This is a genomic window from Klebsiella sp. K5-45 (assembly GCF_030128605.1).
GTDB lineage: Bacteria > Pseudomonadota > Gammaproteobacteria > Enterobacterales > Enterobacteriaceae > Klebsiella > Klebsiella quasipneumoniae.
This window is the reverse complement of the sequence record NZ_JAKUZW010000007.1, coordinates 90,046-109,998: the sequence shown is the minus strand read 5'-3', so window position 1 is coordinate 109,998 and position 19,953 is coordinate 90,046. Positions and strand designations below refer to the sequence as shown.

Genomic DNA, 19,953 nt, shown 5'->3' with positions numbered 1-19,953 from the left:
AAAAGTAAAAAGGCAACGCAAGTTGCCTTTTTTAGGGTTTGCTCCCTCTCCCACCGGGAGAGGGCCGGGGTGAGGGCAACAGCCCGCAGAGGATCTACCCCTGCTCCCCCATCAGCTGCTTCACCAGCTCGACGCAGCGCAGGAAGCGCGTATCATAGTCCGACTCCTTAACATGGACGAACTCGATCTCATTCTCTTTCAGCAGCGACACCAGCAGCGACTGAAACTCTTTACGATCCACCGAACTCCCAAGACTGCGTAACCCATCAGCCACCCACGGGGTGTTGTTCTCCAGCAGGATCACCAGGTCAAAGCGGTATTCATCAATCAGCGCCTGCACGAACGGGTGCTCACGCCCCTCGTACTTCAGACAGAACGCCTGAGTACTGACGAAGTCGGTATCGATAAATGCCACCTTGTTGGCATATTTCACTGCGAAATCAATATACTGGGCATGCCCGAGGGCAATTTTATCGTAATCAGAATACTGGAGCGCCATCTCATCGCCGCCGAGATGCGAAAAGACATAATCCCGGCCATATTCCCAGGCGCTGGTAGTATTGAAGATATTGGCGAGCTTATTGACCAGCGTTGATTTACCGCTCGACTCGCCGCCGAGGATCGCCACCGTCCGCACAAAGAACGGTTTCACTTCCGTCGGAATATATTCCCAGTAGCGGAACGGGTTCTCGCGGATCTGGCCGCCGCTAATATTCATAAAGGTCCGCTTAGGATCGATAAGCACCGTCTCGATCCCCAGATGCTCAAGGTACTGCGGCGCATCGGCCTCTTCCGAGGTATAGATCCGGTTCGGCTCGATCCCTTTTTCGCTCATAAAAGCGCGGATCCCATGACTCCACACATCCCAGCCGTGCGGATAGGGCTCCATCCCCTCTTCATTGAACGCATGGATGCGAATATTCTTCTGATACTTAAAGGTCTGTAGCAGCCAGCGCAGGCGGTCAGGCACCGTTGGCTGCTGCGACATGGCGCTCTCTTCAAACAGCTCGCGGTCGCGAGTATCGTCGTAGCCCATGATGATATGCAGCTCATCGACCTGGCTACAGGCGCGTTGAATCAAATAGATGTGCCCGGTATGCAGCGGGTAAAACTTACCAAACACCACGCCGACGCTTTTCTGTCGGCGGGGAAACTCCAGCCCGAGGAAGCGATGCAGCGCTTCAAGCTTCTGCGCGCTCGGGCTTTTGATTTTGGCGTTCAACAGCTGGCTGAGATACCCCTTGGTCATCCCGCTGGCTTCCGCCACCTGCTGCAGGGTACAGCCTTTCTGCTTTATGGCGCTTTTTAAATAGTCAAATGACGACATCGCTAATCTCCTTTTAACTTATTATAAGTCGTCAAAAACGCTTAGCGCGTCTGAAAGCTTTTTCACACCAAAGATTTGCATGCCTTCCGGCACTTTTTTCGGCACATTGGCCGCCGGGACGATGGCGCGGCGGAAGCCATGCTTCGCTGCTTCGGAGATACGCTCCTGACCGCTCGGCACCGGGCGAATTTCGCCGGCCAGCCCCACTTCGCCAAAGACCACCAGGTCCTGCGGCAGCGGGCGATCGCGCAGGCTGGAGACCATCGCCAGCAGTAGCGCCAGATCGGCGCTGGTTTCCGTGACCTTCACCCCGCCGACCACGTTGACGAAAACGTCCTGATCGGCCATCTGCAGGCCGCCGTGGCGATGCAGCACCGCCAGCAGGATCGCCAGACGGTTCTGTTCCAGCCCCACCGCCACGCGGCGCGGGTTGGACATCATCGAGTGATCCACCAGCGCCTGGATCTCCACCAGCAGCGGGCGGGTCCCTTCCCAGACCACCATCACCGAGCTGCCGGAGGTGATTTCATCTCCCCGGCTGAGGAAGATAGCGGACGGGTTGCTCACTTCGCGCAGCCCCTGCTCGGTCATGGCGAAAACGCCCAGCTCATTCACCGCGCCAAAGCGGTTTTTGTGGCTGCGCAGAGTGCGGAAGCGGGAGTCGGCATCACCGTCCAGCAGCACCGAGCAGTCAATACAGTGCTCCAGCACCTTCGGGCCGGCCAGCGAACCGTCTTTGGTGACGTGGCCGACCATAACGATCGCCACGCCGCGAGTTTTGGCAAAGCGCGTCAGATAGGCCGCCGTTTCACGTACCTGGGCGACGCTGCCCGGCGACGACTGAACGTCGGCCATATGCATCACCTGGATTGAGTCGATCACCATCAGCTGCGGTTTTTCTTCATCGGCAATCTGACAGATCTGCTCAATGCTGGTTTCCGAGAGCATGTTCAGGTTCGCCGTCGGCAGCCCAAGGCGATGGGCGCGCATCGCCACCTGCTGTAGGGACTCCTCCCCGGTGACGTACAGCGTTTTCATCCCTTCCGCCAGCTTGCACAAAGTCTGCAGCAGCAGGGTCGATTTCCCCGCGCCGGGGTTGCCGCCAATCAGGATCGCGCTGCCCGGCACCACGCCGCCGCCGAGTACGCGATCGAACTCTTTAAACCCGGTGGAGAAACGCGGCAGCGCTTCCAGGCTGATGTCTGACAGCTTCTGCACCTTCGAGACGCCGGCGTTACCGGCGTAGCCTGACAAACGCTCGTTTCTCGCCACCTGCGGCGACGCGGCGATGCGCATCTCGGTGATGGTATTCCAGGCATGGCAGGCGCTGCATTGCCCCTGCCACCGCGGATAATCCGCACCACATTCATTACAGACAAATGCGCGTTTTGGAGCTTTCGCCACGTTTACCTCTTACTTTTGGTTCATGCTGCCCGAGAGAATACAGAATACCCCCATCAGGTCAGCGTGGCGGATAGTCACTTCCGCCTGTTCATTCACTTTAGGCTTCGCATGATATGCGATGCCAAGCCCGGCAGCTTTAATCATCGGCAGGTCGTTGGCGCCATCGCCGATGGCCACGGTCTGCGCCGTTGGGATCTCATACTTTTCCGCCAGCTTGCGCAGCGTATTGGCTTTGTATTTGGCATCGACGATATCGCCGAGCACGTTGCCGGTAAGCTTACCGTCGCGGATCTCCAGTTCGTTGGCGAACACCGCGTCGAGATGCAGTTTGTCGCGCAGATACTCCGCAAAGAAGGTAAAGCCGCCGGAGGCGATCGCCACCTTCCAGCCCAGCGTTTCCAGCTTGAGCACCAGCTGCGCCAGGCCCGGCATCAGCGGCAGCGCGTCGCGAACCTGCAGCAGAATGTTGGCATCGGCGTCTTTTAGCGTCGCCACGCGCTGGCGCAGGCTGGCGGTGAAGTCCAGCTCGCCACGCATCGCCCGCTCGGTCACTTCTGACACCAGCTCGCCGGTGCCGGCCAGTTTCGCGATCTCATCGATGCATTCAATTTGGATCGCCGTGGAGTCCATATCCATCACCAGCAGCCCTGGGGTGCGCAGATGGGGGATTTTACCCAATGGCGCGACGTCCAGCCCCGCCTCATGCGCCAGTCGCGTCGCACGCGGGGTAAGCGAGCCCGCCAGGCGGATCACCTGGTAATCCTCGACCACCCAGGAGGCGACGATCACTAACGCGGCGCCCAGCTCGCGCTGCCACGCCGTCAGACGGCGTTTATCCAGCCCACGTCCGTACAGCAGCCAACCGCTGCGCCCGGCGTGATAATCCAGCGGCATGACCTCGTCACCGCTCAGGGAAAGCGGCAACCCAGGCCACAGGGAAACGTCTTCAGGCAGGTCGCACCAGGTCAAACTGTTAGGCATTACGGCTCCACATCTCTTCATTCAGGCGAGGAAAATAACGCATGAGGCTACCTTGTAACCAGCGCTTCTGGCAACATTAAGCTGCAAATTTTCAAAGGTGGAATATGGTTCGCGCAAAACTGAAATTCCGGCTGCATCGTGCGGTCATTGTCCTTATCTGTCTCGCCCTGCTCGTCGCGCTGATGCAGGGCGCCTCGTGGTTCAGTCAGAACAGTCAGAAACAACGCAATCCGCAGATGGAAGAGCTGGCCCGCACGCTGGCGCAGCAGGTGGTGCTGAATCTCGCGCCGCTAATGCGCAGCGAGACGCCGGACGAGAAGCGCATCCATCAGCTGTTGACGCAGCTCACCCACAACAGCCGCGTACTTGACGCCGGGGTATATGACGAACAGGGCGACCTGGTGGCGCGCTCTGGCGAAAGCGTCGAGGTTCGCGACCGGCTGGCGCTGGATGGTAAGAAAGCCGGCGGCTACTTCAACCAGCAGATTGTCGAACCGGTGCCGGGAAAAAATGGCCCGCTGGGCTATCTGCGTCTGACCCTCGATACCCATACTCTGGCGACCGAGGCGAAGCAGGTGGATAATACCACCAATATCTTACGCCTGATGCTGTTGCTGTCCCTGGCCATCGGCGTGGTACTGACCCGCACGCTGCTGCAGGGCAAACGCACCCGCTGGCAGCAATCGCCCTTCCTGCTCACCGCCAACAAGCCGGTTGAGGATGAAGACGATGAAAAGAAAGGAAATCTATAATGTCCACACTGCGCCTCCTGCTTTCTGACTCTTACGACCCGTGGTTCAACCTGGCGGTCGAGGAGTGCATTTTCCGCCAGATGCCCGCCACCCAGCGGGTGCTGTTCCTGTGGCGCAATGCCGATACCGTGGTCATCGGCCGCGCGCAGAACCCGTGGAAGGAGTGTAATACCCGCCGAATGGAAGAAGATCATGTGCGGCTGGCCCGTCGTAGCAGCGGCGGCGGCGCGGTGTTCCACGACCTCGGCAATACCTGCTTTACCTTTATGGCTGGCAAACCGGAGTACGACAAAACCGTCTCCACCGCTATTGTGCTGGCGGCGCTCAATTCACTCGGCGTAACCGCCGAAGCCTCCGGGCGCAACGATCTGGTGGTCAAAACCAACAGCGGCGACCGCAAAGTCTCCGGCTCCGCCTATCGTGAAACCATGGACCGCGGTTTTCACCACGGCACCCTGCTGCTCAACGCCGATTTAAGCCGTCTTGCCAACTACCTCAACCCGGACCAGAAAAAGCTGCAGGCTAAAGGCATTACCTCGGTGCGCGGGCGAGTGGCGAATCTGGTTGAGCTACTGCCGGGCATTACCCATCAGCAAGTTTGCGAGGCGATCCAGGAGGCGTTCTTCAGCCATTACGGCGAACGGGTAGACGCCGAGGTGATCTCCCCGGACAACACGCCGGACCTGCCGAACTTTGCCGACACTTTCGCTCGCCAGAGCAGCTGGGAATGGAACTTCGGCCAGGCGCCCGCCTTTTCCCACCTGCTGGACGAGCGCTTCCCCTGGGGCGGCGTCGAGCTGCATTTTGACGTTGAGAAAGGACATATCACCCGCGCGCAGGCCTTTACCGATAGCCTGAATCCGGCGCCGCTGGAGGCGCTGGCGGCACGCTTAGTCGGCTGTCAGTATCGGGCTGAGGTTTTGCAGCAGCAGTGTGAGGCGCTGGTCGGCGATTTCCCGGAGCAAGAAGCGGAACTGAAAGAACTGTCGGCATGGATTGCCGGCGCGGTGCGCTGATAAAAAAAGCCGGATGGCGGCTACGCCTTATCCGGCCTACAGATTTGACTCAAGCCCGGTAAACAAAGCGCTACCGGGCTATACCACGCTTACTCCTGGTCGCCCAGCAGTACCGATTCCAGCGCGATTTTAATCATGTCGTTGAACGTGGTCTGACGCTCCGCGGCAGTGGTCTGCTCGTGGGTACGAATATGGTCAGACACGGTGCAGATGGTCAGCGCTTTCGCCCCGAACTCCGCCGCCACGCCGTAGATACCCGCCGCTTCCATTTCCACGCCCAGGATGCCGTATTTTTCCATCACGTCGAACATGGACGGGTCCGGGGTATAGAACAGGTCTGCGGAGAAGATGTTGCCGACGCGCGCGTCAACGCCCAACGCTTTCGCCGCGTCTACCGCGTTACGCACCATGCCGAAATCGGCAATCGCCGCGAAGTCATGGTCTTTAAAACGCAGACGGTTCACTTTGGAGTCGGTGCAAGCGCCCATGCCGATCACCACGTCGCGCAGTTTGACGTCTTCGCGCACTGCGCCGCAGGAGCCAACGCGGATGATTTTCTTAACGCCGAAATCGGTGATCAGCTCTTTGGTGTAGATAGAGCAGGACGGGATACCCATCCCGTGGCCCATTACGGAGATTTTGCGGCCTTTATAGGTGCCGGTGAAGCCCAGCATGCCGCGCACGTTATTCACTTCACGCACGTCTTCGAGGAAGGTTTCGGCAATGTGCTTGGCGCGCAGCGGGTCGCCCGGCATCAAAACTACGTCAGCGAAATCGCCCATTTCTGCGTTAATGTGAGGAGTTGCCATCTTCAGTTCCTTTTATATTGTTGTTTTTGCCGGGTGGCGGCTACGCCTTACCCGGCCTACAAAATAGTAGGCCCGGATCGCTGTGCGCCACCGGGCAATGACCTCAGAACATGGCTTTGCCATATTCCATGTCAGACGTACCAAAGTATTTCGCGATAGTCTGGCCGATGTCCGCGAAGGTTTCACGGTGACCGAGCGAACCTGGTTTCACTTTCGGGCCGTACACCAGCACCGGAATATGCTCGCGGGTGTGGTCGGTACCGGTCCAGGTCGGGTCGCAGCCGTGGTCGGCGGTGAGGATCAGAATGTCGTCTTCCCCTACCAGCTCCATCAGCTCCGGCAGACGACGGTCGAACAGTTCCAGACCCGCCGCGTAGCCGGCGACATCGCGACGGTGGCCCCAGGAGGAGTCAAAGTCGACGAAGTTGGTGAAGACGATAGTCTCGTCGCCAGCTTCCTTCATCTCTTTAATGGTAGCGTCGAACAGCGCGTCCAGCCCGGTGGCTTTCACTTTTTTGGTGATGCCGCAGTTGGCGTAGATATCCGCTATCTTACCGACAGACACCACGTGGCCGTTCTTCTCGTCAACCAGCTTCTGCAGCACGGTCGGCGCCGGCGGTTCGACCGCCAGATCGTGACGGTTGCCAGTACGCTGGAAGTTACCGGCTTTATCGCCGATAAACGGACGGGCGATGACGCGGCCAATGTTGTAGCCGCCTTCGGTCAGCTCTTCACGGGCGATTTCGCACAGCTCATACAGTTTGTCGAGGCCAAAGGTCTCTTCATGACAGGCGATCTGGAATACGGAGTCAGCGGAGGTATAGAAAATCGGTTTCCCGGTTTTCATATGCTCTTCGCCGAGCTGATCGAGGATCACCGTCCCGGAAGAGTGGCAATTGCCGAGGTAGCCCGGCAGGTTGGCGCGTTTCACCAGCTTATCCAGCAGCTCCTGCGGGAAGCTGTTTTCGTGATCGCTGAAGTAGCCCCAGTCAAACAGTACCGGCACGCCAGCGATTTCCCAGTGGCCGGACGGCGTATCTTTACCAGAAGAGAGTTCATGCGCCCAGGCATAGGCGCCAATCACTTCGGCATTGCCATCCATTCCGGCGGCAATTTTACCGGTGGAGCCTTCATGCGCTTTCACCAGCCCCAGACGGGTCAGGTTCGGTAAATTCAGCGGGCCTTTGCGGCCGTGGTCAGCTTCGCCTTTGGCGCAGGCTTCCGCAATGTGACCCAGCGTATCGGCGCCGACGTCGCCAAAGCGGTCTGCGTCTTCCGTTGCGCCAATCCCAAAGGAGTCCAGCACCATGATAAATGCACGTTTCATCTTGTTCTCCATACATCTTGCGCTGCAAAAAAGCGATCAGATCAGTATATCGCTATTCAGTGATACGGCGATAGACTGTCGGTGTAATTTCCGGAGCTTTATCGTCCAGTTTAATGGCCGCTTTGACCGCTTTCGCGGCCTCCTGCCAGCTGTTCTCGTCTTTGGCATGGATCACCGCCAGCGGACGCTGTCCGTCCACGCGGTCACCCAGACGCGCCATCTCGGTAAAGCCAACGCTATAGTCAATGGTGTCTGATGCCTGACGGCGGCCGCCACCCATAGAAACCACTGCCATGCCCAGCGCGCGAGTGTCCATCGCGCTGATAAAACCTTCGGTATCAGCATAGACTGCTTTGCTCAGCATCGCCGTCGGCAGATAATGATCATAATTCTCGACAAAGTCGCTCGGTCCTTTCTGCGCCGCGACCATGCGACCAAAGACTTCCGCTGCTTTACCGTTATCCAGCACCGCCTGCAGCTTCGCGCGCGCATCGGTATCGTCCGCCGCCAGCTTGCCGGAAATCAGCATCTCCACACACAGCGCCATCGTCACGTCGAACAGGCGTGGGTTGCGGTATTCGCCGGTCAGGAACTGAACCGCTTCGCGAACTTCAACGGCGTTCCCGGCGCTGGAGGCCAGCACCTGGTTCATATCGGTCAGCAGCGCGGTGGTGCGCACGCCGGCGCCGTTGGCGACCCCGACGATCGCTTCCGCCAGCGCGGCGGAAAGCTCATAAGTCGGCATAAACGCGCCGCTGCCGACTTTAACGTCCATCACCAGCGCATCCAGCCCTTCCGCCAGCTTTTTGGCAAGGATCGAGGCGGTGATCAGCGGGATGGAGTCCACCGTCGCGGTAATATCGCGGGTGGCATAGAAACGTTTGTCCGCCGGAGCGAGGGAGCTGGTCTGCCCGATAATCGCCACGCCGACATCTTTAATAATCTCGCGGAAGCGGTTGTCGTCCGGGAAGATATCGAAGCCCGGGATGGCTTCCAGTTTATCCAGGGTACCGCCGGTATGGCCGAGGCCGCGGCCGGAAATCATCGGCACATAGCCGCCGCAGGCGGCCACCATCGGCCCCAGCATCAGCGAAGTGACATCCCCGACGCCGCCGGTGGAGTGTTTATCGACGATGGGGCCGTTAAGGTTGAGGCTTTTCCAGTCCAGAACGGTACCGGAATCCCGCATCGCCATGGTCAGCGAAACGCGCTCCGGCATAGACATATCATGGAAGAAGATGGTCATCGCCAGCGCGGCGATCTGCCCTTCTGAGATAGTATTGTCGCGGATGCCGTTGATGAAAAAGCGGATCTCTTCATCGCTTAATGCCTGACCATCACGTTTTTTACGAATAATTTCTTGTGCGAGAAACACGGTAACCCCCATGAGGAATCGGGTGAATGGTGGCGGGTGGCGCTACGCTTACCCGCCCTACGATCCTGTAGGCCGGATAAGTGAAGCCTCATCCGGCAATGTCTGACAATCAGTAGCTGCTGGTGCTCTTGCCGTCGCCGTGACCCAAGGCTTTCAACAGGCTGGCCAGCAGGCTGGAGGCGCCAAAGCGGTAGTGACGAGCATCGGCCCAGTCGGCGCCAAACAGCTCATCGGCGATCGCCAGGAACTGCTGCGCATCTTCCGCGCTGCGCACGCCGCCCGCCGGTTTGAAGCCAACGGTTTTCTCAACGCCCATATCACGAATGACTTCCATCATGATGCGCGCGCTTTCTGGCGTGGCATTCACCGGCACTTTACCGGTCGAGGTTTTGATGAAATCGGCCCCGGCTTTGATAGAGATTTCAGACGCTTTACGGATCAGCGCTTCTTCTTTCAGCTCACCGGTTTCGATGATCACTTTCAGCAGCACGTTGGCCGCCGCGCAGGCCTCTTTACAGGCTTTCACCAGCTCGAAGCCGACCTGTTCGTTACCGGCAATCAGCGCGCGGTACGGGAATACCACGTCCACTTCATCAGCACCGTAAGCGATCGCCGCGCGGGTTTCCGCCAGAGCAATGTCGATATCGTCATTACCGTGCGGGAAGTTGGTGACCGTGGCGATGCGGATATCCGGCGTTCCCTGCTCGTTCAGCGTCTTACGGGCAATCGGGATGAAGCGCGGATAGATACAGACCGCCGCGGTGTTACCCACCGGGGTTTTCGCCTGATGACACAGGGCAATCACCTTCTCATTGGTGTCGTCGTCGTTCAGGGTGGTCAGGTCCATCAGTTTTAACGCGCGCAGGCTGCTTGCTTTTAAATCAGTCATTTCATACTCCGCCGGCGCAGTGCCGGTTCAATAGTTTGTTCACCTTGCGAGTCTGTTACTATTGTAACATTCACTCGCTGTTACACTTCGACATTCATCACAGTTAATGAAAACTACTTACTAATTTGCATTACTGTAATGTGATTTTAATCACGAAACATCGGTGCATACCGCGACAATTATCATCACGCCCCTCTTAAGCATAATCAAAACTCTGCAACCAATGGGGATGTGACAATTCTAACACATAATAACAGCGCCACTCGACAACGTGGCGCATATTTTATCCGTACTGCCGGTGATAAAATGATTATCATTTGAAATGTAAATGGTTTTTCTGAAAACCAGAAATGATGGAATTTTCACAAACTCAATAAAACCAGCGACGCGACGGCCGCTGGTTCAGGTAACAGGTTTAGAGGGCGAGGAAAACCCCGGCGATGGTGGCGCTCATCAGGTTAGACAGCGTCCCCGCCGCCACCGCACGCAGCCCAAGCTGGGCGATATCCTGACGCCGGTTGGGTGCCATCCCCCCGAGGCCGCCAATCAGGATGGCGATCGATGACAGATTGGCGAATCCGCATAGCGCGAAAGAGATAATGGCTTTGGTGTGATCTGAAATGACCTGCAGCCCGGCCGCCGCCACCTCAGCGTCCGCCTTCAGATACTCGCCAAAGTTCATATAGGCCACGAACTCGTTAATGATCAGCTTCTGGCCGATAAACGACCCCGCTACCGTCGCTTCGTGCCACGGCACGCCGATCACCCACGCCAGCGGTGAGAAGACCCAGCCGAGGATCATCTGCAGCGACAGCTCCGGATGGTTAAACCAGCCGCCGACGCCGGACAGAATGCCGTTCAGCAAAGCGATCAGCGCAATAAACGCCAGCAGCATTGCGCCGACGTTGAGCGCCAGCTGCATACCAGACGCGGCGCCGGAGGCGGCGGCGTCCAGCACGTTGGCCGGTTTATCCGCATCCGCGCTCTGGCGGTCATGAGCTGGGTTATCGTCCGGTTTCTCCGTTTCCGGTACGATAATTTTGGCAAACAGCAGTCCACCCGGCGCCGCCATAAACGACGCGGCAATCAGGTACTCCAGCGGAACGCCCATCTGCGCATAGCCCGCCAGCACGGAACCCGCCACCGAGGCCAGGCCGCCGCACATGACCGCAAACAGCTCCGAGCGGGTCATGGTGGCGATATAAGGACGCACCACCAGCGGCGCTTCGGTCTGACCAACGAAGATGTTCGCCGTGGCCGACAGCGACTCGGTACGCGAGGTCTTCAGAACCGCCCGCAGCGCGCCGCCGAGAATGCGAATGACCAGCTGCATAATGCCCAGGTAGTAAAGCACGGCAATCAGCGACGAGAAGAAAACGATCACCGGCAGCACGCGCAGGGCAAAGACGAAGCCGCCGCCGCCAAATACCTCGAACATTTTATCGGAAACCAGCCCGCCGAAGATGAAACTAATCCCTTCATTGCCGTAGGCAATAACGCTGGCGACGCCGTTCGACATCGCTAACAGCGCCGAGCGCCCGGCCGGTACATACAATATTAACGCGCCGATACCCACCTGGATTATCCAGGCGCCGAGCACGGTACGCAGGTTAATGGCTTTTCGATTATTGGAGAGCAGCACAGCAATGGCCAACAGCGCCACCATGCCGATAAGTCCCATGAGGATTTGCATACAGATTCCCTGTGTTTTGATAGTCCAGCACTAACGGCGTGATTATATCGGCCCGAAACTATCCTGCCCGCCTGGCTTCACACATTTTAAGCAAATCAATGATATGGATGGACAATTATGAGAATTCGATCACCATACAGTGGCTGAGGGTAAGGAAAACAAGGCGAGTGTGTTGCGCATTATCCCTTCGGCTATAGCTGCCGGAGGCTCAGGGCGCAGTTCGCACAGGGCCTCAAATACCCGCGCAGCTTGCTCCGGGCGATTGGGCAGTCCCTGAAAGCCATTGAGCGGCATATCCGGGGCATCGGTCTCCAGCAGCAGGGCTGAAAGCGGCAGACGCGCCATCACCTCGCGGGTTTTGCTGGCGCGGGGATAGGTAATGGTGCCGCCAACGCCGATCTTATAGCCAAGCTGCACAAAGCGCTCGGCCTGCTGCAGACTGCCGGCGAAGCCATGTACCACCCCAGTACGCGGCAGGGCATGTTTTTTCAGCAGCATCGCCAGCTTATCGTGGGTGCGTCGGGAGTGGAGAATCACCGGCAGATCGTAACGCTTCGCCAGACGCAGCTGCGCTTCCAGCAGCGCCTGCTGACGATCGAACTGCGGCTCGTCGCGATAGAGATCGAGACCAATCTCCCCCACCGCCACCAGTTTTGGCGGGCGCTGCGCCAGCGACGCCTCCAGTTGCGCCAGCCCCTCATCGGTATGCTGCTCAATGACAATCGGATGCAGGCCCAGCGCGGCATACAGCGCCTCGTGCTGCGCCGCCAGCGCCAGCACGCGGCTAAAACGCTCAGCGGAGATGGCCGGAACGATAATTCGTCCGACGCCGGCCTGCGCCGCACGCGCCAGGCTGGCGACCTCATCTTCCGCGAAGGGGGGAAAATCGAAGTGGCAGTGGGTATCGATAAAACGGTGCGTCACGCCAGATCCTCATGATTAAAGCTTGCGTCATTGGCCTGCGGCGCAGCGATGATGGTCGCCTGCGGCGCTTCATTGGCCACCGGCACCGGCGGCACCACCACCGGCGAGGGCCGGGCAACACGCGGCGCGTGGCGCAACAGCGGCGGCCGGTCGGCCAGCAGTTTACCCACGGTGGCCAGGAAATAACGGCCGCACTGGCGTCCGGTTTTGTAGTCCTCCAGCAGCGCCGGCAGTCGGCTGCCAAGCGCCATGCTGCGCAGCGGCCGCTGGGGATAGATTTCGAAGATCCGCAGCTTACCGGGCGGTTTCTCGATGAACTGCTGGATGGCGCGATAGGTGGTTTCGTGGTGATGCACCAGATTGACCAGCGGCTGCAGGCTGCTCTCCCCCAGCCAGCGCTCCATCCGCTTAAACCACTCCGGGGTATAAAACATCTGCGAGGGGACGGTGCGGATCACCACGATGGTCTGAGCGCCGCGGCGGGCCGCCTCCTGAACCGGGATCGCATCGCTGACGCCGCCGTCAAGGTAGCTGACGCCGTCAAGCAATACGCCGCTGCGATAAAATCCAGGGATGGCGCTGGAGGCGCGGATCAGATCCAGCCAGGTTTGCGGCGTTGGTGAAAAATAGCTGGCGGAGTAATCGTCGCCGCGACAGGCGCACATCCACAGCTCTTTTCCCTGCGCGAACTGCGTTTCAGCATAGTTCATGGCCAGCGGCATCTGCTGCGAGGTGGCCTCGACCAGCCAGTCGAGATCGATAAGGTTGCCGCCGCGCACAAAGCGCATCGGATCGAAAAACTGGCGTGAGGTGGTGTAGCGGGTGATGACTTTGCGGGCATAGCCTTGCTGATTACACATGTAGGCGGAGAGGTTTTGCGCCCCCGCGGAAGTCCCCAGCATCAGGTCAAAGGGGTTAAATCCGGCGCGCATGAATTCGTCCAGAACCCCGGCGGTGAAAATCCCTCGCTGTCCCCCGCCTTCACACACCAGCGCCAGCTTGCCTGGTCGGAAGGGTTTAACCGCCAGCGGGGCGATATTGCCCAGCGTGACGGGAATGCGTTGCCCCACCCTGCTTTCCTGTTCGATTGGTCTTCTCCTGACAAGGTAACGCAATTTGCCCGCCGCTTAAACCGCGAAAGCCAGTCCACAGGACTGGCTTTGTGTAAGACGACGTGTCAGTAAAAATGCTCAGGCTTCAGCATCGCCCGCATCGCGGGCCACCTAAGGACGTCTGCGTCCAGTAAACAGGCTCACCAGGAACAGGATAATCCCGACGACAAAGACGATTTTCGCGGCGCCAGCGGCAGTACCCGCCAGACCACCGAAGCCCAGGGCCGCAGCAATTAATGCAATGACCAGAAAAATAATTCCCCATCGAAACATACTTTTCTCCTTACCATAATGGACGGTGAACAGCGGTTTGCGCACCCTTTCTGTCTAGCTCATCGCTCAGTGGATGCTGCTATTCGTTCGGCAACCTTGGCCAGACAACACTTTTGTTAATAACTCGATTTACTTCACGCTAAGATCGTTGCGGACGCTTTTCACACCGGAGACCGCTTTCGCAATCTCTGCGGCGCGCTCAGCCTGCGCAGCGGAAGCCACCGTACCGGTCAGATGCACGGCGCCGGCGTTAGTTTCTACTTTCACATTGCGCGAAGGGACAATGTCATCCGCCAGCAGCTTGGCTTTCACTTCGCTGGTAATAGCGGTATCCCCGGCATAGCCTTTCAGCGTCGCCGTCTCGCTCGACGATTTGTGCTGCACCGTCAGTTTGTCGTTAACCTGAGAGACGCCTTCGACCGCTTTTGCCACGCTCAGCGCCTGACTTTTCTGTTCAGCACTGGTGACGTCGCCGCTGAGGGTGACCACTTTGTTTTCCGTTTTCACCGAAATATCGCCGGAGTTAATATCCTTATGGTCGATCAGCGCCGCCTTTACCCGCGCGGTAATGGTGCTGTCGTCCATAAAATCGCCGACTTTATTAATCGAATTGTCTACCGCCTCTCCCGCATTGCTGGCAGCTGACTTCGCACTGTCTACCGTTGTTTTTTCCGTCTCTGCCGAGGCGTTCAACGCGGCTAAGCCTAAGAAGAGCGCCAGCAACATATTGGCATTCTTTAGTCTGGTCATCGTGATGTCCTCGTTTTTTCACCAGCGCTGGCGTCTTATCGCAGTGAATTACGCCAGCATTTTTAAAAACACGAATTAAATATAGTAGACAGGCGAAGGGGTTGCGGAGGATATGGATAAAAAACAGACGAATTAGCGGCGTTTTAAGAACTTTCCAGAAGGAAGGAAGCGCGGGCAGAAGAAGAAAAAAGCGCGGCCTGGGCCGCGCTTCGTCAGGGATTAGTGCTCGCGCGTTTTGCGGAACACCACGTCAGGATAACGCTCCTGCGTCAGGTTCAGGTTGACCATCGTCGGAGCGATGTAAGTCAGGTTATCGCCGCCATCCAGTGCCAGCTGAACTTCGTTTTTACGCTTGAACTCTTCGAATTTCTTCACGTCAGTGGATTCAACCCAGCGCGCGGTGGCCACGTTGACGGATTCGTAAATCGCTTCCACGTTGTATTCGCTTTTCAGGCGCGCCACGACGACGTCAAACTGCAGCACCCCCACGGCGCCGACGATCAGATCGTTATTGGCGATCGGACGGAAGACCTGCACCGCGCCCTCTTCAGAGAGCTGAACCAGCCCTTTCAGCAGCTGTTTCTGCTTCAGCGGATCCTTCAGGCGAATACGACGGAACAGTTCCGGTGCGAAGTTCGGAATACCGGTGAACTTCATCATCTCGCCCTGGGTGAAGGTATCGCCAATCTGAATGGTGCCGTGGTTATGCAGGCCGATAATATCCCCAGGATAGGCTTCCTCGACGTGTGAACGGTCGCCGGCCATAAAGGTCAGCGCGTCGGAGATCACCACGTCTTTACCGATGCGCACCTGACGCAGTTTCATGCCTTTCTCATATTTACCGGACACCACGCGCATGAAAGCCACGCGGTCGCGGTGTTTCGGGTCCATATTGGCCTGAATTTTAAACACGAAGCCGGTGAACTTCTCTTCCGTGGCGGTGACTTCACGGGTGTCGGTGTTACGCGGCATCGGCGCCGGCGCCCACTCCACCAGGCCATCCAGCATATGGTCAACGCCGAAGTTACCTAACGCGGTCCCGAAGAACACTGGGGTGATTTCCCCGGCCAGGAACAGATCTTTATCGAACTCGTTCGACGCGCCCTGCACCAGCTCCAGCTCGTCACGCAGCTGCTGCGCGAGATCTTCCCCCACCGCCGCGTCAAGATCCGGGTTGTTGAGCCCCTTCACGATGCGCACTTCCTGGATGGTATGGCCTTTACCGGTCTGATACAGGTAGGTTTCATCTTTGTAGAGATGATAGACGCCCTTGAACAACTTACCGCAGCCGATAGGCCAGGTAATCGGCGCGCAGCCAATTTTCAGCTCGTTCTCGACTTCATCCAGCAGCTCCATCGGATCGCGGATATCACGGTCGAGTTTGTTCATAAAGGTGAGGATCGGCGTATCGCGCAGACGGGTGACTTCCATCAGCTTACGGGTCCGATCTTCGACGCCTTTTGCCGCGTCAATCACCATCAGGCAGCAGTCCACCGCCGTCAGGGTACGGTAGGTATCTTCGGAGAAGTCTTCGTGCCCCGGGGTATCCAGCAGGTTCACCAGGCAGTCATGATACGGGAACTGCATTACCGAGGTGGTGATCGAGATACCACGCTGCTTTTCCATCTCCATCCAGTCGGATTTCGCATGCTGGCTGGAGCCACGGCCTTTTACGGTACCGGCGGTCTGAATCGCCTGTCCGAACAGCAGCACCTTTTCGGTGATGGTGGTCTTACCGGCATCCGGGTGAGAGATAATGGCAAAAGTGCGGCGTTTGGCCACCTCTTGCAGATAAGGAGACAACGTCATAATTAATCTTCTAAGTAAACGCGGCCATGGGCCACGCATGTGGAATACGAAAAATTGCGGCTATTTTACCCATCAACGGGGGGGAGGCAATCAGTGTTTACACAGGAGCTGCTCCAGTTCGCTTAACGAGGTCACCGTCCAGTCCGGCTCGAGGTCCGCCGGCAGCTCGCGCTGATGCGCATTGAGCCAGCAGGTCGCCAGTCCGGCGTTCACGCCGCCGCGAATATCCGACTCGGCGGTATCGCCGACCATCAGCACCCGCGAGCGCGGTGGGTTACCCGCCTTCGCCAGCGCGTAATCGAAAATGCGCGCGTCCGGTTTAGCGACGCCCACTTCTTCAGAAATAATTAGCAAATCAAAGTGATCGCGTAAACCGGTCCGCTCCAGACGAGTCTGCTGCAGCGAGGTAAAGCCGTTGGTGATGATGCCCATTTTGACCTTGCCCTGCAGCGCGTTGAGCAGAGAGACCGCACCCGGCAGCGGCGCACAGATTTCCGCCATCGCATTCATAAACGCATCGTTGAGCTCCCCGGGCGGCACATTCAAACGTTGCGCCCAGTTGTCAAAACGCTGGTGCTGCAGCTGCAGCGAGGTGATGGCGCCGTTTTGGTAATCCACCCATAGCGGCTTATTCACGGCCTGATAGTCCTGAAAATCTTCGGCGGTAAAGGTCACGCTGTAGTCGAGAAACATTCGCTGTAAACCGCTGAAAGAATCAAACGTAAACAGCGTTTCATCGGCATCAAAGAAAATCCAGTCCCATTTCATCGTATCACCTTGTCTTACATACTGATTGGCAGAGCCATAACAATGGCGTCTTCGCGCCCGTCGGCCGTCGGGTAGTAGTTGCGGCGAATCGTCGCTTCATTGAAGCCTAAGCTTTCATACAGCGCGAGGGCGGCAACGTTGGAGGCGCGCACCTCCAGCCATAGCGTGACGACGCCGAGCTTTTCGACTTCATCAATGACATGTTCCAGCAGCGCTCGCCCCAGGCCACGGCGCTGGTAAGCGGGATCGACAGCGATATTGAACAGCGTCGCCTCATCCAGCACCACTTGCGTAATGGCGAAAGCCGCCATTTCGCCATCCACCGACAGCTGATAGTTGCGATAGCGTTCCCCCTGGTTACTGGCCAGGGTCTGTTCGCTCCACGGGAAAGCGTGGGCGCGGGTTTCGATTTGCCAGGCTCGGGTTAAATCAGCCGTGCTGAGGGTAGAAATCGTGTTCATGTGCGCAGATTTGTTGCCAGAGCGCCCTGCGAGCCGGCGCGCTGGTCTGGAGTTCATCAAAAGCGGGGGTGGACACCTGGGCGCCCGCCAGCGGCAGCGACGCCTCTGTGCCCAACCGCCAGCTGTTACAGCGGCTGTCCTGCGGCAGCATCGCCACCCGCTCCGGGGTCAGCTGCAGGACCTGATCTGGCGTTACGGCCAGCGCGCGCAATACGTCGCCAATCAGCGGCTCTGTCAGCGACGGCGGGGTTTCCGCCACCATCACCAAACGAATATGTTCAGGAAGCGAGATAGCGATTTCGCCCTGTAACGCCCCCGGTCGGCGCAGCGACCACTGGGTAATGCCCAGCTGCTGTAGTTGCCAGTCTCGTCGGGATGTCATAGCGAAACACTCCTGTTAAACAAGCGCGCAATATAGCAAATCCGTCGTATCTGCGCCAACAAACTACTATAATCGGCGCCAGTCTTAATGAAGGAGTGTTTCATGTCCGCTTTTACCCCGGCAAGTGAAGTCTTGCTGCGCCACAGTGATGATTTCGAGTCCGCCCGCGTTCTGTTTGCCGGTGACCTGCAGGATGACCTGCCTGCGCGTCTGGATACCGCGGCCAGCCGCGCCCACACCCAGCAGTTCCACCACTGGCAGGTCCTCAGCCACCAGATGGGTGACACCGTCCGTTTTAGCTTAGTGGCTGAGGCGGCTGACGTCGCCGAGTGCGACACCCTGATCTACTACTGGCCAAAGAACAAACCAGAGGCGCAGTTCCAGCTGATGAACCTGCTCTCTCTGCTGCCGGTGGGAAGCGACATTTTCGTCGTCGGTGAAAACCGCAGCGGCGTCCGCAGCGCGGAGCAGATGCTGGCTGAATACGCGCCATTAAACAAAGTGGATAGCGCTCGCCGCTGTGGCCTCTATCATGGCCGTCTGGAAAAGCAGCCCGCCTTCGACGCCGAAGCTTTCTGGGGCGAATACACACTGGATAATCTGACGATTAAAACCCTACCGGGCGTCTTCAGCCGCGACGGTCTGGACGTCGGCAGCCAGCTGCTGCTCTCCACCCTCGAGCCGCATACCAAAGGGAAAGTGCTGGACGTCGGCTGCGGCGCGGGTGTGCTGGCCGCCGCGCTGGCCAGCCATTCGCCGAAAGTGCGCCTCACCCTGTGCGACGTCAGCGCCCCGGCGGTTGAAGCCAGCCGCGCGACGCTTGCCGCCAACGGCCTGGCTGGCGATGTGTTTGCCAGCAACGTCTTCTCCGAGGTCAATGGTCGCTTCGACATGATCATCTCCAACCCGCCATTCCATGACGGCCTGCAGACCAGCCTCGAAGCCGCCCAGGCGCTGATCCGCGGCGCGGTTCGCCATCTCAACAGCGGCGGCGAGCTGCGCATTGTCGCCAACGCCTTCCTGCCGTATCCGCAGGTGCTGGATGAGACGTTCGGCTTCCATGAGGTGATCGCCCAGACCGGACGTTTTAAGGTCTATCGCACCATCATGACCCGTCAGGCGAAAAAATAATCGTCTTTTCACGCCGGCGGCCCGCTCCTGGTGCCGCTGGCGCTTCCCGCGGGCAAATCCGCCCATTTTTGCAGCAATCGATACAACCTGCATAATTAACTATTGACGTGTCGCCGAAAACCACTAGAATGCGCCTCCGTGGTAACGATACTTTCATAGTGTCGATGGTATGCGAAGGTGGCGGAATTGGTAGACGCGCTAGCTTCAGGTGTTAGTGTCCTTACGGACGTGGGGGTTCAAGTCCCCCCCCTCGCACCATAATCCACGAAGATATTGCTCGCACTGGGCGAAGGTGGCGGAATTGGTAGACGCGCTAGCTTCAGGTGTTAGTGTCCTTACGGACGTGGGGGTTCAAGTCCCCCCCCTCGCACCAACGAGGCAATATCCAAAGAAAGAATACTGTGCGAAGGTGGCGGAATTGGTAGACGCGCTAGCTTCAGGTGTTAGTGTCCTTACGGACGTGGGGGTTCAAGTCCCCCCCCTCGCACCAATATTCTTCCCTCTCCCGACGTTATCCTCTCAGTTTGATATCCACCATCATCAGCATTATCCCACCAATCAATGCAACGCACGATGGCAGCAGGATAAAATGGCGCAGTTGACGATGCCATATCATCACCGCGGACATCAGCATGCCCACCGCGACCAGCGTCCGCCATACGTCAGCCGACACCCCGGCATACCCGAGAGCGACAATCAGCGCGCCGGGAACGACGACTGCCCAACCGCTTCCTAATGCTCGCTGCAGCATGGTTTTACCTCTCACAACG

The 19,953-nt window shown here is 58.2% G+C and carries 20 protein-coding genes and 3 tRNA genes; 6 read left to right on the top strand and 17 right to left on the bottom strand.

All coding sequences use genetic code 11. The annotated features are described in order from the left end of the window. Positions 1-94: 94 nt before the first annotated feature. The 3 genes from nadR to serB are packed head-to-tail and all read right to left on the bottom strand — an operon-like array spanning position 95 to position 3,712. Positions 95-1,327, bottom strand: a complete 1,233-nt coding sequence (nadR, locus tag MKS11_RS16195; RefSeq protein WP_004886547.1) for a multifunctional transcriptional regulator/nicotinamide-nucleotide adenylyltransferase/ribosylnicotinamide kinase NadR — start codon at positions 1,325-1,327, stop codon at positions 95-97. 21 nt (positions 1,328-1,348) lie between these two features. Then, complete coding sequence (radA, locus tag MKS11_RS16190) at positions 1,349-2,731, bottom strand: DNA repair protein RadA (protein ID WP_002887800.1); 1,383 nt, start codon at positions 2,729-2,731, stop codon at positions 1,349-1,351. Positions 2,732-2,740: 9 nt separating this feature from the next. Further along, the gene (serB, locus tag MKS11_RS16185) at positions 2,741-3,712 is read right to left on the bottom strand and encodes a phosphoserine phosphatase (protein WP_004886545.1); all 972 of its coding nucleotides are present in this window, start codon (positions 3,710-3,712) and stop codon (positions 2,741-2,743) included. A gap of 104 nt (positions 3,713-3,816) precedes the next feature. On the opposite strand from serB, the gene MKS11_RS16180 reads away from it, so the two are divergent. After that, a complete protein-coding gene (locus MKS11_RS16180) occupies positions 3,817-4,464 on the top strand; it encodes a YtjB family periplasmic protein (RefSeq protein ID WP_009309166.1) in 648 nt (215 codons plus the stop codon). Further along, a complete protein-coding gene (gene lplA / locus MKS11_RS16175; protein ID WP_064178542.1) occupies positions 4,464-5,480 on the top strand; it encodes a lipoate--protein ligase LplA in 1,017 nt (338 codons plus the stop codon). Before MKS11_RS16180 ends, lplA begins: the two co-directional genes overlap by 1 nt. Positions 5,481-5,569: 89 nt before the next feature. Here lplA and deoD read toward each other — a convergent pair whose 3' ends face one another. The 13 genes from deoD to MKS11_RS16110 all read right to left on the bottom strand — a co-directional run bounded on the left by deoD (position 5,570) and on the right by MKS11_RS16110 (position 18,052). Continuing rightward, the gene (gene deoD, locus MKS11_RS16170) at positions 5,570-6,289 is read right to left on the bottom strand and encodes a purine-nucleoside phosphorylase (RefSeq protein WP_004886539.1); all 720 of its coding nucleotides are present in this window, start codon (positions 6,287-6,289) and stop codon (positions 5,570-5,572) included. A 103-nt stretch (positions 6,290-6,392) separates the two neighbouring features. Beyond that, positions 6,393-7,616, bottom strand: coding sequence for a phosphopentomutase (gene deoB, locus MKS11_RS16165; protein ID WP_004886536.1), 1,224 nt, complete (start codon positions 7,614-7,616; stop codon positions 6,393-6,395). A gap of 52 nt (positions 7,617-7,668) precedes the next feature. After that, entirely contained in the window at positions 7,669-8,991 is a 1,323-nt protein-coding gene (deoA, locus tag MKS11_RS16160) for a thymidine phosphorylase (protein WP_032431297.1), read from the bottom strand. Positions 8,992-9,100: 109 nt separating this feature from the next. Next, a complete protein-coding gene (gene deoC / locus MKS11_RS16155; RefSeq protein ID WP_017901231.1) occupies positions 9,101-9,880 on the bottom strand; it encodes a deoxyribose-phosphate aldolase in 780 nt (259 codons plus the stop codon). Positions 9,881-10,295: 415 nt separating this feature from the next. Then, positions 10,296-11,573, bottom strand: coding sequence for a NupC/NupG family nucleoside CNT transporter (locus tag MKS11_RS16150; RefSeq protein ID WP_017901232.1), 1,278 nt, complete (start codon positions 11,571-11,573; stop codon positions 10,296-10,298). A 129-nt stretch (positions 11,574-11,702) separates the two neighbouring features. Next, on the bottom strand, positions 11,703-12,497 hold the full coding sequence (locus MKS11_RS16145) for a metal-dependent hydrolase (protein WP_017901233.1): 795 nt from the start codon (positions 12,495-12,497) through the stop codon (positions 11,703-11,705). Beyond that, the gene (locus tag MKS11_RS16140) at positions 12,494-13,567 is read right to left on the bottom strand and encodes a patatin family protein (RefSeq protein WP_004886521.1); all 1,074 of its coding nucleotides are present in this window, start codon (positions 13,565-13,567) and stop codon (positions 12,494-12,496) included. The genes MKS11_RS16145 and MKS11_RS16140 overlap by 4 nt, the downstream gene beginning before the upstream one ends. Positions 13,568-13,720: 153 nt before the next feature. Beyond that, on the bottom strand, positions 13,721-13,882 hold the full coding sequence (locus tag MKS11_RS16135; RefSeq protein ID WP_002887716.1) for a DUF1328 domain-containing protein: 162 nt from the start codon (positions 13,880-13,882) through the stop codon (positions 13,721-13,723). A gap of 129 nt (positions 13,883-14,011) precedes the next feature. Continuing rightward, positions 14,012-14,632: a molecular chaperone OsmY gene (osmY, locus tag MKS11_RS16130; protein WP_017901234.1), complete on the bottom strand. Its 621-nt coding sequence runs from the start codon at positions 14,630-14,632 to the stop codon at positions 14,012-14,014. Between the two features lie 219 nt (positions 14,633-14,851). Next, entirely contained in the window at positions 14,852-16,441 is a 1,590-nt protein-coding gene (prfC, locus tag MKS11_RS16125) for a peptide chain release factor 3 (RefSeq protein ID WP_002887711.1), read from the bottom strand. A 90-nt stretch (positions 16,442-16,531) separates the two neighbouring features. Then, the gene (yjjG, locus tag MKS11_RS16120; RefSeq protein ID WP_004886511.1) at positions 16,532-17,209 is read right to left on the bottom strand and encodes a pyrimidine 5'-nucleotidase; all 678 of its coding nucleotides are present in this window, start codon (positions 17,207-17,209) and stop codon (positions 16,532-16,534) included. A 14-nt stretch (positions 17,210-17,223) separates the two neighbouring features. Then, on the bottom strand, positions 17,224-17,670 hold the full coding sequence (rimI, locus tag MKS11_RS16115) for a ribosomal protein S18-alanine N-acetyltransferase (RefSeq protein WP_004886508.1): 447 nt from the start codon (positions 17,668-17,670) through the stop codon (positions 17,224-17,226). Then, entirely contained in the window at positions 17,639-18,052 is a 414-nt protein-coding gene (locus MKS11_RS16110; protein ID WP_004886506.1) for a DNA polymerase III subunit psi, read from the bottom strand. Before MKS11_RS16110 ends, rimI begins: the two co-directional genes overlap by 32 nt. Before the next feature lie 102 nt (positions 18,053-18,154). Here MKS11_RS16110 and rsmC point away from each other — a divergent pair, with 102 nt between their 5' ends. From rsmC to MKS11_RS16090, 4 genes are all read left to right on the top strand, one after another. Continuing rightward, entirely contained in the window at positions 18,155-19,183 is a 1,029-nt protein-coding gene (rsmC, locus tag MKS11_RS16105) for a 16S rRNA (guanine(1207)-N(2))-methyltransferase RsmC (RefSeq protein WP_049093625.1), read from the top strand. A 171-nt stretch (positions 19,184-19,354) separates the two neighbouring features. Then, positions 19,355-19,441: transfer RNA gene (locus MKS11_RS16100), tRNA-Leu, on the top strand. 28 nt (positions 19,442-19,469) lie between these two features. Next, positions 19,470-19,556, top strand: a tRNA-Leu gene (locus tag MKS11_RS16095). Between the two features lie 30 nt (positions 19,557-19,586). Further along, positions 19,587-19,673, top strand: a tRNA-Leu gene (locus MKS11_RS16090). A 21-nt stretch (positions 19,674-19,694) separates the two neighbouring features. On the opposite strand, the gene MKS11_RS16085 is transcribed toward MKS11_RS16090, so the two are convergent. After that, complete coding sequence (locus tag MKS11_RS16085) at positions 19,695-19,934, bottom strand: DUF1435 domain-containing protein (protein WP_025999141.1); 240 nt, start codon at positions 19,932-19,934, stop codon at positions 19,695-19,697. Positions 19,935-19,953: the final 19 nt, after the last annotated feature.

Coding starts and splice junctions, on each gene's coding strand:
- MKS11_RS16135 (WP_002887716.1), bottom strand. CDS start 13,882: ATGTTTCGATGGGGAATTATTTTTCTGGTCATTGCATTAATTGCTGCG.
- rimI (WP_004886508.1), bottom strand. CDS start 17,670: ATGAACACGATTTCTACCCTCAGCACGGCTGATTTAACCCGAGCCTGG.
- deoC (WP_017901231.1), bottom strand. CDS start 9,880: ATGACTGATTTAAAAGCAAGCAGCCTGCGCGCGTTAAAACTGATGGAC.
- osmY (WP_017901234.1), bottom strand. CDS start 14,632: ATGACCAGACTAAAGAATGCCAATATGTTGCTGGCGCTCTTCTTAGGC.
- prfC (WP_002887711.1), bottom strand. CDS start 16,441: ATGACGTTGTCTCCTTATCTGCAAGAGGTGGCCAAACGCCGCACTTTT.
- serB (WP_004886545.1), bottom strand. CDS start 3,712: ATGCCTAACAGTTTGACCTGGTGCGACCTGCCTGAAGACGTTTCCCTG.
- yjjG (WP_004886511.1), bottom strand. CDS start 17,209: ATGAAATGGGACTGGATTTTCTTTGATGCCGATGAAACGCTGTTTACG.
- lplA (WP_064178542.1), top strand. CDS start 4,464: ATGTCCACACTGCGCCTCCTGCTTTCTGACTCTTACGACCCGTGGTTC.
- deoB (WP_004886536.1), bottom strand. CDS start 7,616: ATGAAACGTGCATTTATCATGGTGCTGGACTCCTTTGGGATTGGCGCA.
- rsmC (WP_049093625.1), top strand. CDS start 18,155: ATGTCCGCTTTTACCCCGGCAAGTGAAGTCTTGCTGCGCCACAGTGAT.
- MKS11_RS16180 (WP_009309166.1), top strand. CDS start 3,817: ATGGTTCGCGCAAAACTGAAATTCCGGCTGCATCGTGCGGTCATTGTC.
- MKS11_RS16085 (WP_025999141.1), bottom strand. CDS start 19,934: ATGCTGCAGCGAGCATTAGGAAGCGGTTGGGCAGTCGTCGTTCCCGGC.
- MKS11_RS16110 (WP_004886506.1), bottom strand. CDS start 18,052: ATGACATCCCGACGAGACTGGCAACTACAGCAGCTGGGCATTACCCAG.
- MKS11_RS16150 (WP_017901232.1), bottom strand. CDS start 11,573: ATGCAAATCCTCATGGGACTTATCGGCATGGTGGCGCTGTTGGCCATT.
- deoD (WP_004886539.1), bottom strand. CDS start 6,289: ATGGCAACTCCTCACATTAACGCAGAAATGGGCGATTTCGCTGACGTA.
- nadR (WP_004886547.1), bottom strand. CDS start 1,327: ATGTCGTCATTTGACTATTTAAAAAGCGCCATAAAGCAGAAAGGCTGT.